At 74.0% G+C, this 12,650-nt stretch carries 15 protein-coding genes; 7 read left to right on the top strand and 8 right to left on the bottom strand.

Features of this window, described 5'->3' with window-relative positions; genetic code table 11:
• Positions 1-153: 153 nt before the first annotated feature.
• Complete coding sequence (locus FE634_RS02615) at positions 154-1,152, bottom strand: phosphatase PAP2 family protein (protein WP_187366806.1); 999 nt, start codon at positions 1,150-1,152, stop codon at positions 154-156.
• Positions 1,153-1,318: 166 nt separating this feature from the next.
• On the opposite strand from FE634_RS02615, the gene FE634_RS02610 reads away from it, so the two are divergent.
• Both FE634_RS02610 and FE634_RS02605 read left to right on the top strand, forming a co-directional pair.
• A complete protein-coding gene (locus FE634_RS02610) occupies positions 1,319-2,146 on the top strand; it encodes an alpha/beta fold hydrolase (RefSeq protein WP_148240326.1) in 828 nt (275 codons plus the stop codon).
• A gap of 139 nt (positions 2,147-2,285) precedes the next feature.
• Positions 2,286-2,933: an NAD(P)H-binding protein gene (locus FE634_RS02605; protein WP_138875002.1), complete on the top strand. Its 648-nt coding sequence runs from the start codon at positions 2,286-2,288 to the stop codon at positions 2,931-2,933.
• A gap of 84 nt (positions 2,934-3,017) precedes the next feature.
• On the opposite strand, the gene FE634_RS02600 is transcribed toward FE634_RS02605, so the two are convergent.
• Complete coding sequence (locus FE634_RS02600) at positions 3,018-3,497, bottom strand: pyridoxamine 5'-phosphate oxidase family protein (protein WP_137294439.1); 480 nt, start codon at positions 3,495-3,497, stop codon at positions 3,018-3,020.
• Positions 3,498-3,728: 231 nt separating this feature from the next.
• Between FE634_RS02600 and FE634_RS02595 the strand changes: the two genes are divergently transcribed.
• On the top strand, positions 3,729-5,198 hold the full coding sequence (locus FE634_RS02595) for an MFS transporter (protein ID WP_138875001.1): 1,470 nt from the start codon (positions 3,729-3,731) through the stop codon (positions 5,196-5,198).
• Here the strand turns inward: FE634_RS02595 and FE634_RS02590 are convergent.
• Positions 5,195-5,383, bottom strand: coding sequence for a hypothetical protein (locus FE634_RS02590; protein WP_137294437.1), 189 nt, complete (start codon positions 5,381-5,383; stop codon positions 5,195-5,197). The two genes, FE634_RS02595 and FE634_RS02590, sit on opposite strands and share 4 nt — an antisense overlap.
• Positions 5,384-5,552: 169 nt before the next feature.
• Here FE634_RS02590 and FE634_RS02585 point away from each other — a divergent pair, with 169 nt between their 5' ends.
• Entirely contained in the window at positions 5,553-5,816 is a 264-nt protein-coding gene (locus FE634_RS02585; RefSeq protein ID WP_137294436.1) for a hypothetical protein, read from the top strand.
• Between the two features lie 108 nt (positions 5,817-5,924).
• On the opposite strand, the gene FE634_RS02580 is transcribed toward FE634_RS02585, so the two are convergent.
• Together FE634_RS02580 and FE634_RS02575 are read right to left on the bottom strand one after the other, a co-directional pair.
• The gene (locus FE634_RS02580) at positions 5,925-6,167 is read right to left on the bottom strand and encodes a DUF3072 domain-containing protein (RefSeq protein ID WP_137294435.1); all 243 of its coding nucleotides are present in this window, start codon (positions 6,165-6,167) and stop codon (positions 5,925-5,927) included.
• 76 nt (positions 6,168-6,243) lie between these two features.
• Entirely contained in the window at positions 6,244-6,807 is a 564-nt protein-coding gene (locus FE634_RS02575; protein WP_138875000.1) for a hypothetical protein, read from the bottom strand.
• Positions 6,808-6,868: 61 nt separating this feature from the next.
• Here FE634_RS02575 and FE634_RS02570 point away from each other — a divergent pair, with 61 nt between their 5' ends.
• The 3 genes from FE634_RS02570 to FE634_RS02560 all read left to right on the top strand — a co-directional run bounded on the left by FE634_RS02570 (position 6,869) and on the right by FE634_RS02560 (position 8,637).
• Entirely contained in the window at positions 6,869-8,092 is a 1,224-nt protein-coding gene (locus FE634_RS02570; protein ID WP_138874999.1) for an amidohydrolase, read from the top strand.
• 144 nt (positions 8,093-8,236) lie between these two features.
• Entirely contained in the window at positions 8,237-8,401 is a 165-nt protein-coding gene (locus FE634_RS02565) for a thiazolylpeptide-type bacteriocin (protein WP_134767766.1), read from the top strand.
• Between the two features lie 47 nt (positions 8,402-8,448).
• Positions 8,449-8,637: a hypothetical protein gene (locus FE634_RS02560; RefSeq protein WP_138874998.1), complete on the top strand. Its 189-nt coding sequence runs from the start codon at positions 8,449-8,451 to the stop codon at positions 8,635-8,637.
• 233 nt (positions 8,638-8,870) lie between these two features.
• Here the strand turns inward: FE634_RS02560 and FE634_RS02555 are convergent, their stop codons facing one another.
• The 3 genes from FE634_RS02555 to FE634_RS02545 are packed head-to-tail and all read right to left on the bottom strand — an operon-like array spanning position 8,871 to position 12,587.
• Entirely contained in the window at positions 8,871-10,808 is a 1,938-nt protein-coding gene (locus FE634_RS02555) for a TOMM precursor leader peptide-binding protein (protein ID WP_148240325.1), read from the bottom strand.
• A complete protein-coding gene (locus tag FE634_RS02550; RefSeq protein ID WP_137294431.1) occupies positions 10,801-11,610 on the bottom strand; it encodes an ABC transporter permease in 810 nt (269 codons plus the stop codon). The genes FE634_RS02555 and FE634_RS02550 overlap by 8 nt, the downstream gene beginning before the upstream one ends.
• The gene (locus tag FE634_RS02545) at positions 11,607-12,587 is read right to left on the bottom strand and encodes an ABC transporter ATP-binding protein (protein ID WP_138874996.1); all 981 of its coding nucleotides are present in this window, start codon (positions 12,585-12,587) and stop codon (positions 11,607-11,609) included. The genes FE634_RS02550 and FE634_RS02545 overlap by 4 nt, the downstream gene beginning before the upstream one ends.
• Positions 12,588-12,650 lie beyond the last annotated feature (63 nt).

Here is a 12,650-nt window from a genome sequence, read left to right as displayed (position 1 = left end):
CGGAAGGCCGCGCCGGCCAGGAGGTCGCGACCCCCAGTCGGCTCCACACGACCTCCGTGGTCATCCTGACCCCCATCGGGCCGTTGGCACAGTGGGCTCTCGCAGTGAGCAGAACACCGATCAGGCAGCGCGGCGTCGGCAGGAGCTCGCGAGCTACCCGACCGCGACGTCCACGGGCTCGGGGGACGCCGCCTCGCGGCGGGCCTGGCGGCGCTCCCAGGCCGAGGCCAGGACCATCACCAGCACCGCGAGCGCGCCACCGGCGATGAGGTCGATGACGTAGTGCTCGGCGTAGTAGACGAGCGCGACGCACATCAGCGCGGGGTAGACCAGCAGCAGCCACCGCAGCGGCGAGCGGAGCCGCCAGATGCCGTAACAGGCGACGAGGATCGCGGTGCCGGCGTGCAGCGAGGGCATCGCGGCGACCGGGTTGCCGACGCCGTTGAGGACGACGTTGGCCCGCTGGACGCCGAGGTCGCCCCAGCCGCGGGAGGTCAGCCGGGTGACCGCACCCATGTAGCCCTCCTCCGACGCCATCCACGGCGGCGCCATCGGGTAGGCCATGTAGATCAGCAGGCCACCGAAGTTGAGGCCGATGTAGCGACGCATCCAGACCAGCCACTCCGACCGGTTCCACGCCCAGAGCAGCACGGCCAGGACCAGCCCGACGAGGAAGTGGGTGGCGTAGACGGTGGTGAAGAGGACCTCGAACCACTGCGTCGGCTGGTCCAGCTCGCACGGGTCGCCGCACCAGGCGTGCTGCAGGGTCTCGGTCGGGGTCGTGCCGCCGAACATCCACCGGTCGACGTCGATCGGCATGGTCCAGTGCACGGTGATGTCGAACTCGTCGATCCAGCCCCGGCTGAAGAAGTAGACGGTGAGCAGCAGCGCCGGGATCGACCAGTCGCGCAGGAAGCCGAGGTGGCGCCGCCAGGGCGCCTCGACGTTCCACGCGATGGTGCCGAGCCAGAGCGTGATGAGCACCGTGATCGCGTCGTTCGGGATGCCGATCGTCGCGGACCACGCCACGACGAGCAGGCTCCACACCACCATGGCCGCGACCCGCGCCGGCTTGCGGGTCTCGCGCTCGGTGACCCGGTCGGCGGGAGGCGCGTCGACGGAGGCCTGGTCGTGGGTCGGTTCCGTCTGCACGGGCTGCTGCCTCTCCCCGCCCTCCGGGTGAGGTGCGGCGGCGCCCAGTCTCCCCCACGGTCGGTGGCGGGCCGGGGACACCCGCCGGGGTGTCCGGCAGCGAGCGCCGCACCGGTAGCAAGGAACCCGGACCAATCGGTTCCGCACCCGACCTCGAAGGACTCCCATGACCTCCGACACCGCCTCACCCACCGACGACCACGGGCTCTACGTGAAGGACAGCGGCGGCGACGGCCGGCCCGTGGTGCTCATCCACGGGTGGCCGCTCTCGAGCGAGTCCTGGAGCGAGCAGGTGCCGGCCCTGACCGACGCCGGCTACCGCGTCGTCGTCTACGACCGGCGCGGCTTCGGCAGGTCCGACCCCGGCGACTCCTACGACTACGACGCCCTGGCCGGCGACCTCGACAACGTGCTGACCGACCTCGACCTCACCGACGTCACGATCGTCGGGTTCTCGATGGGCGGGGGCGAGGTCGCGCGCTTCGCCAGCAGGTACGGCACCGACCGGCTCCACAGCGTGGTGTTCGCCGCGGCCGTGCCGCCGTACCTGCTGAGGTCCGACGACAACCCCGACGGGCCGCTCCCCGCGGAGGCTGCCGCCGGCATGCGCTCGCAGCTCGAGGAGGACCGCGACGGCTTCCTCGACGGCTTCGTCACCGACTTCTTCTCCGTCGACGGCGAGCTCGCGGTCAGCGAGGAGCAGCGCCAGGAGGCCCTGGTCCTGGCGCGGCAGTCCGACCAGGAGGCGGCGCTGGGCTGCATGGACGCCTTCGGTGGCACCGACTTCCGCGACGACCTGCCCGCCGTCGACGTCCCGACCCTCGTGATCCACGGGGACAGCGACGCGACGGTGCCGTTCGAGGGCTCGGGGCAGCGCACCCACGACGCGATCGCCGACAGCGAGCTGGTCGTCCTCGCCGGCGCCCCGCACGGCTGCAACGTCAGCCACGCCGAGGAGTTCAACGCGGCGCTGCTGAACTTCCTCCGGCGGTGACCCGGGGAGGACGCGCCGGCCCCGACCCGGGCGTCCTCTCCCCCGCCATCCCCTCCCCCGGGGCTCGGCCCGGAACAGGAGCGCGCGACTCGTCGTTGGGGCGGGTGACAGCACGAACCACCGAACCGGAGGAGCCCACGTGACCCAGGTACTCGTCATCGGAGCGCACGGAAAGATCGCCCTGCTCGCGGAGCGGCTGCTGGTCGAGGAGGGCCAGGCCGTCACCGGCGTCGTCCGCAACCCCGACCACGCCGACGACGTGCGGGCCACCGGGGCCGCCGTCGCCGTGGCCGACGTCGAGCACCTCGACACCGCCGCCCTGACCGAGCTCGTCTCGGGCTTCGACACCGTCGTGTGGTCGGCCGGCGCCGGGGGCGGCAGCCCCGAGCGGACCTACGCCGTCGACCGCGACGCCGCGATCCGGACCGTCGACGCGGCAGCCGCGGCCGGCGTCCAGCACGTCGTCATGGTGTCGTACTTCGGCGCGGGCCCCGACCACGGCGTCCCGTCCGACAACAGCTTCTTCGCCTACGCCGAGGCCAAGACGGCGGCCGACGCCCACCTCGAGGCAGCCCCGGTCGGGTGGACGATCCTGCGGCCCAGCACCCTCACCGACGGACCGGAGGGCGGCATCGCCGCCGACGACGCCGAGGGGCGCGAGGTCAGCCGGGCCACCGTCGCCCGGGTCGTCGCGACGGTCGTCGCCGAGCGGGCCGCCGCCACCGGCCGCGTCATCACGTTCAACGACGGCGACCAGGACGTCGCCCGGGTCGTCACCGGCGGCTGACCCCTCCGCACGTGCGCGGGGTGCGCCCCGGGACTCCCGGTTCGCACCCGCGGTCGCCGACCCGAGGTCGACGCGTGCCTCGACCTAGAGGTCGACGGTGGCGTTGTCGCCCAGGTCGGTGGTCGAGCCGGTCAGCTTCGACTTCGCGAAGCTGATCGCGGTCAGCACCCGGCCGCCGGGGGCGTCCCAGTACTCGCCGCCGTCGGCCCGGACGCGCACCAGCGCCACCTCGGGGCTGTCCGGCCCCTCGGGGAGCCAGGCCTCGGCCTCCTTCGACCACAGCTCCTCGACCTTGGCGTGGTCGTCGACCACGAAGGCCTGGCCGCGCAGGGAGACCCACGTGCTGCTGTCGGTCAGGGTGACGCCGACGCGCGGGTCGGCGGCGATCTCGGCCACCAGGTGCGCGTCGCGGCGGGTGAGGAACCACAGGTCGACGTCGTCCTCGACGCGCTGGTGGCTCATCGGCCGGGCCACGAGCTGACCGTTCGCGTCGTGCGTGGTGAGCATCGCGATCGGGATGTCCTTCACCATGTCGGCCAGCCGGGTCGTCTCGTCGGTGCTCATCTGTCGCTCCTCGCGCGTCGTGGGACCTGTCGTCCCGACGCTAACGACGAGCGGCGCGGCCCCGGCTCACCCCGACGCACCTGCCCGCCCGGGTGAGGAAGCGCGGCCGGCCACGACGACGTGTGACCCGCGCCTCGGAACAAGACGGCGCCCCGCGCTGCTAAGAGGGGTTGTGCGCTCGCCGTGTCGACGGGTCGTCACCCCTCGCCCGACCACCGACAGGAACTTCTCATGGCAGGCACGCACCAGCGCACCGACTACCGGGTGACCTTCGTGGTCCTCTGCGCCGGCGTGGCGGCCTTCTCGCTGCTGCAGTCGATGGTCAACCCGGTCCTCCCGACCATCGAGGCCGCGCTCGACACCGACCAGGCCACGGTCACGTGGGTGCTGACCGCCTACCTGCTCTCGGCGTCGGTCTGCACGCCGATCATCGGGCGGATCGGCGACAAGGTCGGCAAGGAGCGGATGCTCGTCTTCGCCCTGTCGGCGCTCGCCGTCGGCTCGCTGCTGGCCGCCCTGGCCCCCTCCATCGGGGTGCTCATCGTGGCGCGGGCGATCCAGGGCATCGGCGGCGGCGTCCTGCCGCTGACCTTCGGGATCATCCGCGACGAGTTCCCCCGCGACAAGGTCGCCGGGGCCGTCGGGACGTCGGCGGCGCTGCTGGCCGTCGGCGGTGGCTTCGGCCTGGTGCTGGCCGGCCCGATCGTCGACGCGCTCAGCTACCACTGGCTGTTCTGGCTGCCGATGATCATGACCGTGCTTGCCGCGCTGGCCGCCCACCGCTACGTGCCGGAGTCCCCCGAGCGCACCCCCGGCCGGATCAACGTCACGAGCGCGCTGCTCATGTCGACGTGGCTGGTCACCCTGCTGCTCGCCGTGAGCCAGGGGCACAGCTGGGGCTGGGCCTCCCCGGTGACCGTCGGGCTCTTCGCCGCGACCGCCGTCGCGCTGCCGGTGTGGGTGTGGGCCGAGGCGCGCAGCGACAGCCCGCTCATCGACATGCGGATGATGCGGATCCCCACGGTGTGGACCGTCAACCTCGTCGCCCTGCTCTTCGGCATGGGCATGTACTCGATGTTCGCCTTCCTCCCGCAGTTCCTGCAGACCCCCGAGCTCACCGGCTACGGCTTCGGCGCCACGGTGACCCAGTCGGGCCTGCTGCTCCTGCCGCAGACCGTCGCGACCTTCCTGGCCGGCGTCTTCTCGGGCCGGCTCGCGGTGCGCTTCGGCTCGAAGGCGGTGCTGGTGGCCGGCGCGGGGCTCACGTCGATCGGCACGCTCGGGCTCGTCGTCGCCCACGACGCGCTGTGGCTGGTCGTGGCCGAGACGACCCTGCTCGGCCTCGCCTTCGGACTCGCCTTCGCCGCCCTGTCGAACCTCATCGTCGACGCCGTGCCGCAGTCGCAGACCGGGGTCGCCAGCGGGATGAACGCCAACATCCGCACGGTGGGCGGCGCGCTCGGCAGCGCCGTGCTGGCCAGCGTCGTGACCGCCAACGCCCGCCCCGACGGCCTGCCGGTCGAGGCCGGCTACACCAACGGCTTCACGGTCCTCGTCGTCACCTCGGCGCTCGCGGCACTGGTCGCCGTCTTCGTGCCCGTCGTCAAGGCGCGCACGCACGTCGTCGCCGGCCCGCAGGCCGACGCGGAGGCCGACGCGGAGGCCGAGGCGGCGGCGGTCGCGAGCGCCGTCCGGCCCTAGCGGGAGCGGCGGCGCGCGGCGACGACGACGACCGCCAGCGCCACGACCCCGCCGACGACGGCCAGGAGCGTGCTGCCGGCCGCGCCCTCACGGGCGGTGTCGTGCCCGGGGCGGAGGAAGCCGCCGACGCTGGCCAGGAACGGCGGACGCCGGTCCGACCCGGCGAGGTCTGAGGTGTCGCCCATGCTCACGCAGCTCCTGGTGGGTTCGCGCCGGCGCGGGCGCCGGCGTCGAGTCCCACGCTCCCGCGCGCCGGGCCCGGGCGCACCCACCCGCACAGGTGGCTGCCGCCGGGCCCGCCGCGCTGGGCGCCTGCCGCTCGCTCCAGTCGAACACACGTTCTACTGTTGGTCCATGCTGCACCCCCGCGCCGAGCACGTCTGGGTGACCGGCGTCGAGGTGTGGGGCGACCGCCGCTCGCCCGGCCTGCTGCTCGGCTGGCGCCGGGCCCGCGACGGGAGGTGGGAGGGGTGGGTCGTCACCGCCTCGGTCGGGACCCCCGCGCGACAGGACGGACCCTACGTCCGGCAGGCGTGGGTGCCGGCCGCCGCCATCGTGCGGGCCGTGCCCCCCGGCCACCCGCACCAGCGGGGCGGGCCGGGCGGTGCCGGGAAATAGAAGAAGCCCGCCGGAGTCTCGGGTCTCCAGCGGGCTTCTGAGGTGAACAGTACGACATGCCGTGCGGTGCGTGCAGCAGAATCGCCGAACTTTCTCGGAATCGGACGATCAGGAGTCGGTGCCGCGACCCGTCGCGGCCTGCAGGCGGTCGATGTGCTCGGAGGCCTCGGCCTTGGTGAGGTCGGCCGAGATCGTCTCGCCGGCCTCCCGCGCCAGGGTGTCGAGGTAGCTGCGCTGGGCCCCGGTCATCGGCTCGTCGCCGGTGGCCCAGTCCTGGGGGTCCTTCTCGGTGGTGCCGGGCTGGTCGCCGCCGAGGACGTCGTCGGTCGAATGCGTGTTCGATTCGGTCATGGCGCCACGTTACGTCGCGGCGACCACCCGGGCGCCCACCCGATCAGGTGGTGATCGCGGGCGGCGCACGGGCGGCTCACGACGAGGTGAGGCCGAGCACCAGGTTGAGCGCGGCGGTGAGCAGCAGCACGGGCGCGTTCACCAGGCCCGTGACGGCGCTCGCGGCCATCGCTCCACCGCCGTCGGGCGACCCCGCCGCCGGGGAGCGGCGCCAGGCCACCACGGCCGAGACCACCATGGCCGCGGCCGGGGCGAGCAGGGTCAGGTTGTCGAAGAGGAACACCAGCGGCACGAAGTGGACGCCGACGACCAGCGACACCCACGCGGCGATGAGCCCGGCGCGCCTGCGGGCGGCGAGCACCGCGGAGCCCACCAGGCACAGCACGACCTCGATCCCCACGACGATCCCGAACCGGACGCCGTCGTCGGCGCCGGAGAACGAGGAGGGCTCGTCCCAGCCCTGCCAGGCGAGCAGCCCGCCGGCGACGCCGACCAGCAGCGAGGCCGCGCCGAGCGCGCCCAGCAGCGGTCGCAGCCGCGGCGGGGGCGCCTCCTGCGCCCACCCGGCCCAGGCGAAGCCGAAGGTGCCGAAGATGGCGGCCACCATGAACAGGTCCCGGGTGCGCTCGAGGTCAACCACGCCCGTCACGCTCCCAGACGCGCCCCGGCGCCCCGAGCACCGGGTCGGGCAGGATCACGCCATGCCGTCGCCGAAGCCGCTCGAGCTGTACCAGCTGCTGCACCGCCACCCGGAGCCGTCCGGACAGGAGGAGCGCACGGCCGCGACCCTGGCCGCGCTGCTCCGGGACGCCGGCCTCGACGTCCGCACCGGCGTCGGCGGTCACGGCGTGGTGGCCGCGCTCGTGAACGGTCCGGGACCGGTGGTCGCGCTGCGCGCCGAGCTCGACGCGCTGCCGGTGACCGAGGAGACCGGGCTCCCCTGGGCGAGCGAGCGACCGGGCGTGATGCACGCGTGCGGCCACGACCTCCACCTCGCGTGCGTCGTCGCGGCGGCCGGCGAGCTGGCCGCCGACCCGGGCTCGTGGTCCGGCACCGTGCTGGTGCTCCTCCAGCCCGCCGAGGAGACCCTGTCGGGCGCGCGGGCGATGGCGGCCGACGGCGTCTACGACCGGTGGCGGCCCGACGTCCTGCTCGCCCAGCACCTCGCGCCGTTCCCGGCGGGGTACGTCGCCCACGGGGCCGGACCGCTCCTGGCCGGCAGCCGCACCCTCCACGTGACCCTGCACGGCACCGGCGGCCACGCGGCCGGCGGCACCGGGACCCTCAGCCCGGTGGTGACGGCGTCCGCGATCGTGCTGCGGCTCCAGGCCCTCGTGGCCGGCGAGACGGGGCCGGCCGAGCCGGCGGTCGTGTCGGTCGGCGGCTTCGACGCGCCCGCGCCGGCGAACGTCGTGCCCGAGAGTCTCGGCCTCGAGGTCTCGGTGCGCGCGATGACGACCGCCGCGCTCGACCGGCTCGAGGCCGCCGTCCGGCGGATCGTGCGGGCCGAGGCCGAGGCCTCCGGGTACCCGACCGCACCGGACGTCGTCCGCACCGCAGCCTCGGACGTCACCGCGAGCGACCCGGCCACCGCCCGGGCCGTCGCCGCCGCGCAGCGCGAGGCGCTCGGCGCGGGCGCCGTGATCGGCTGGGTGCCGTCGATGGCGACCGAGGACGTCGGCGTCCTCGGCGCCGGCGGGGCCGACCTGCACGGCTGCCCCGACGTCCGCCTCGTCTACTGGATGCTCGGCAGCGTCGCGACCGCCGACTGGGCCGCGGTCGAGGGCGACGCCGGCACCCGGCTCGCCGCCCAGGTGCCCAACCACTCGCCACGCTTCGCCCCGGACGCCGAGGTGGCACTCCGGACCGGCACCGAGGCCCTCACCGCCGCCGTCCGCGGGCTCGCGCCGGTGACACCGACGTGACACAGGCCGGTCACCGGCGTGCGTCCGCGCTGCCCGCGGGGTGCCCCGCAGGTGCACCGGCCCTGCTCGCCCGGCCCGGCAACGTACTCCTTGTCAGAACGACAACCCGGAACTCCCGGGAACATCACCTGAAGGAGAATCGACATGATCAACAACTCCCTGAACCGTGAGCTCGTCGCCCTCGAGGCCGACACCTTCGAGATCGCTGACTACGCCGACGACGCCGAGATGGTCCTCGCGGGCTGCACCAGCTCCTCCTCGACCTCCACCTGCTCGTCGACGACCTCGACCACGAGCTGCTCGGCCTGACCCGAGTCTCCGCGCACGAAGGGCCTGTCCTCCGGGACAGGCCCTTCGTGGCTTTTTCGCGCCCTGACGACGACGTGGTGGTGGCCGGTGGCGCGCAATTGCCGCGTCCTGGCCAGTTCCGCGGCGCCGAGCTGAGCGATCCGCGGCGATTGCACGGCTGGGGGCGGTGTCAGGGCGGGACCGTGGCGCTGGCGCGCAATTGCCGCGACCTGGCCACTTCCACGGCGCCGACCTGAGCAATCCGCGGCAATTGCACGGGTGAGGGCAACGTCGGGGGCGGGGCGGTGACGCTGGCGCGCAATTGCCGCGACCTGGCCAGTTCCGCGGCGCCGAGCTGAGCGATCCGCGGCAATTGCACAGCTGGGGGCGGTCTGACGGCGGCGGCCGGCCGACCGGACGACGCCGCCGCCCGGCGCACGCGAACGGCCCCCGGCGTGAGCCGGGGGCCGTGCGGGGTTGGTGCGGAAGGTCAGGGGAAGGGGTGCGGGACGCGGACCAGCTCCTCGTCGGTCAGGACGTGGTCGACGAGACCGGCGCGGGCCGGGGCCGTGCGCAGCCGCGGCATGCGCAGGGCGCGCTGCCGGTTCCAGCCGAAGTCGATCGGTAGCAGTCCGGGGGCGAGCGTGGCGACGGTGTGCAGCCCGGCCGCCGCCTGCTCGGGCGAGGTCTGGTCGACCACCACCACCTCGTGGCCGGCTGCGGCGATCCGGTCGACGACGTCGGCGACGTCCTCGCGCAGGTCGGTGCGTCCGGGCCGGTCGAGGTGGGCGCCGAAGGCCGCGCCGAACGTGGTGCTCGACCGGGGCGCGACGTAGCGCCGGGTGTGCACGCCCATCTCGGGCATCCCGTACATCCGGGCGTGGTCGGTGAGGTGGCGCACCAGCCCGTAGTCGGCCATCATCGCGCGCAGCTCGGCCTCCCCCTCGCGCGCCTGGTTCGGCAGGTGCGGCAGGTAGGTCAGGGTCTCCGACAGAGCCGCCTCGACCGCCTCGCGCGGGTCGAGGCTGGCCCCGGCCGCCAGCGACAGCGTGCCCATCGACCCGTCCGGCCGCACGGCGACGCTGGTGATCACCGGGACGTCGATGTCGATCCGGTTGTCGAGCACGTGCAGGTCGTAGCCGAGCAGCCCGGCACGGGCGCGCATCGCGCTGATCCGCGGGTCGTCGAGGTCGTCGAGGTCGATCCGCGGCAGGTCGAGCCCGCCGTACCAGGCGAGCAGGAACGCGTCGCGCTCGAGCAGCTCGAGCAGCCCGAAGAGGGTCGCCTCCTCGCGGCTGCTGCCGGTGGCGCAGCCGTTGGAGCACTCGAAGACGAAGTTGTCGGCCGCGACGCCGGCGCTGTAGTAGACCAGCCGCGACGGCACCAGGACCGCCCGGTCGTGGGTCAGCGACCGGCCCCAGACCCACGGGATCGGGCGGGAGGGGTCGAACGGGTCGAGCAGCGACTCCTCGGCGTAGGTCGCCGGGTCGTAGTCGCCGCACGACAGCGGGTGCACGGCGTGGTCGCGGACGTCGTCGTAGGACGCCACCACGACCTCGCGGCCGTGCCGCCGGTGGGTGCCGGCGTAGCGCTCGAGACCCTCGACGAAGGCCAGGGTGCGGCTGCGGTCGTACGACGCGCCCTGGCCGCTCCACGTGACGTCGACCAGGCCGGCGTACCCGCGGACGAACCCGCCGCCGGCCACCGGGGCGGTGGTCGGCGAGAGGTGGTTGAGCCACGTCTTGGTGCCGATCACCCCGGCGACCGGGTTGGCCAGGGCCGCCGAGGGCAGGTCGAGGTCGTCGATGCCACGGGTTCGGTAGACGTCGGGGCGCGGCTTGGGCTGCTCGGCGAGGTCGCCGGCGGCGAGCGGGTCGTCGACGCCGTCGGGACCGCACGACGGACAGGTCGGCTCCCGCAGCACCGGCACCGTCAGCAGGCCCAGCGTCTCGAGGTCGATGCGGGTCACCTGGCGCTGGCGCAGGTCGGCCGGCCGCTGCCAGCCCGACCCCCAGGGCGACGGCTCGGGCTGCCGGGCCTGCGCGAGCCAGACCTGGGCCTGGACGGCGGCGACGAGGAAGTCGGTGAGCACCGGCCAGCTGCCGAGCGGCTCGGGCACCTTGCCGTGCTCGAGCGCCTCGCGCTCGGACCGGGTGCGCAGGCGCTGCCAGCGGATGCCGAGGCACTGGCCGCAGGCGCCGTCCGCACCGCCCCAGGGACCGACCAGCACGGCCTCCCCGGTGACGTGCACCGACGCCTGCGCGCGGACGGCGTCCGCGGGGTCGTCCTGCACCCCGCGGGCACCGAGGGCGACCACGCCGACGGGACCGCCGTCGTGCGAGACGAGCCGGGAGCGGAGGGCGGCGACGACCTCGTCGACGGGCAGCCCGGCGACCCCGGCGGCCGTCGGCTCCAGCAGCTCAGTCATTGCTCCACCTGAAGACCTTGACGGCGACCGCGGCGAAGACGAGCGCGAAGCCGGCCAGCACGCCCAGCGAGAGCAGCACGTCGGACGTCGAGCCGGTGCCGTTGAGCGCGTGGCCGACCCCGTCGTTGAGGTAGTACAGCGGGAAGACCTGCGCCACCTTCTGCAGCCAGTCCGGCATCATGTCGAGCGGGAAGAACGAGCCCGACAGGAAGGCCATCGGCAGCATGATGACGTTGCTGACGGCGGCCACCGACTCGGCGGTGTTGGTCACCGACCCGATCACGGCGCCGAGGGCGAAGAACGTCACGACACCCAGCGCCAGCAGCGGCAGGGCCTCCCACGAGGAGCCCGCGGGGCGCAGCCCGAAGAACGGGACCATCGCGACGCCGACGAACAGCGCGGTCTGCACCAGGGCGATGACGAGGGCGATCGCGAGCTTGGAGGAGAGCAGCGTGCCGACCCGGGTCGGCGTCATCCGGATGATGCGCAGCAGGTCGCTCTCGCGCCACTGCATGAGCGCGAAGGCGATCGAGAACACCGCGGCGTTGGCGACGCCCCAGGTGAGCACCCCCGGCGCGATGTACTGGATGTAGCTCTTGCCGGACTGCTCGACGTCCTGGCCGCTGAAGATCGAGCCGAAGAGCAGCAGGAAGATCAGCGGGAACGCGAAGGTGAAGAAGATCGTGGTGACGTCGCGGGCGGCCGCGCGACGGTGCGCGGAGACCAGGGTCGGGAAGACCCGGGTCGGGCTCTCGCCGGACGTGCCGGTCGTGGTGCCGGGATCCAGGGTGGCGGTGCTCATCGGACGGCCTCCTCGTGCTGGGGTGCGTGCTCGGGCTGGTCTGCGGTGAGCTCGAGGTAGACGTCCTCGAGGTTAGGGGTGCGGGTCTCGACGCCGTCGAGGGCGCAGATCTCGCTGACCTGCAGCAGGACGTCGCTGGGCCGCTCGGTCTCGAGCACCAGCGCGCCGCCCTCGGTGCGGATCCCGACGACGCCGACCAGGTCGGCGCCGCGGGCGGCGTCGAGCCGGCCGACCGGCACGCGCACCTGGCCCAGGCCGTGGCTCGCCGCCTTGAGCAGGTGGGGGGTGTCGAGGGCCCGGATCTCGCCGGCGACCAGGATCGCGACCCGGTCGCACAGCGCCTCGGCCTCGTCGAGGTGGTGGGTGGTGTAGATGATCGTGCGGCCCTGGGCGCGCAGGTCGCGCAGCACCGTCCACAGGTCGCGCCGCGCCTGGGGGTCGAGGGCGGCGGTCGGCTCGTCGAGGAAGATCACGTCCGGCTCGTGCACCAGGGCGCCGGCGATGGCCAGGCGCTGCTTCTGCCCGCCGGAGAGCTTCTCGACCCGGACGTCGCCCTGACCGGTCAGTCCGACCAGCGCGAGGGTGCGGTCGGCCTGGACCGGCGAGACCCGGTACAGCGAGGCCATCGTGAGCAGGTGCTCGCGGGCGGTGAGCCGGGTGAAGAAGGCGCCCTTCTGGGTCTGCACGCCGACGCGGCGCAGCAGGCCGGAGCGGCGCCGGTGCGGTGAGGCGCCGAGCACCTCGACGTCGCCGCCGTCGGGGCGGCGCAGACCCTCGATGATCTCGACCAGGGTGGTCTTCCCGGCGCCGTTGGGGCCGAGGATGCCGAAGAACTCGCCGGGTCGGACCGCGAGGTCGATGCCGCGCAGCACCTCCCGGGCGCCGTAGGACTTGCGCACGCCGCGGACCTGGATCGCGACGTCCTGCGCCGGGGCCGCGGGGTCGGCCGCTCGTCGGTCGATGCTGGTGGTGCTCATCGTGGGCTCCTTCTGTCGGGCGGACTGTCGGGCGGGCTGGGGGACGGGCTGGGGGGCCGGCTG

Source organism: Nocardioides sp. S-1144 (genome assembly GCF_005954645.2).
Taxonomy (GTDB): domain Bacteria; phylum Actinomycetota; class Actinomycetes; order Propionibacteriales; family Nocardioidaceae; genus Nocardioides; species Nocardioides dongxiaopingii.
Note: the sequence above shows the minus strand (reverse complement) of the source record. Positions and strands in the feature narration are given on the sequence as shown.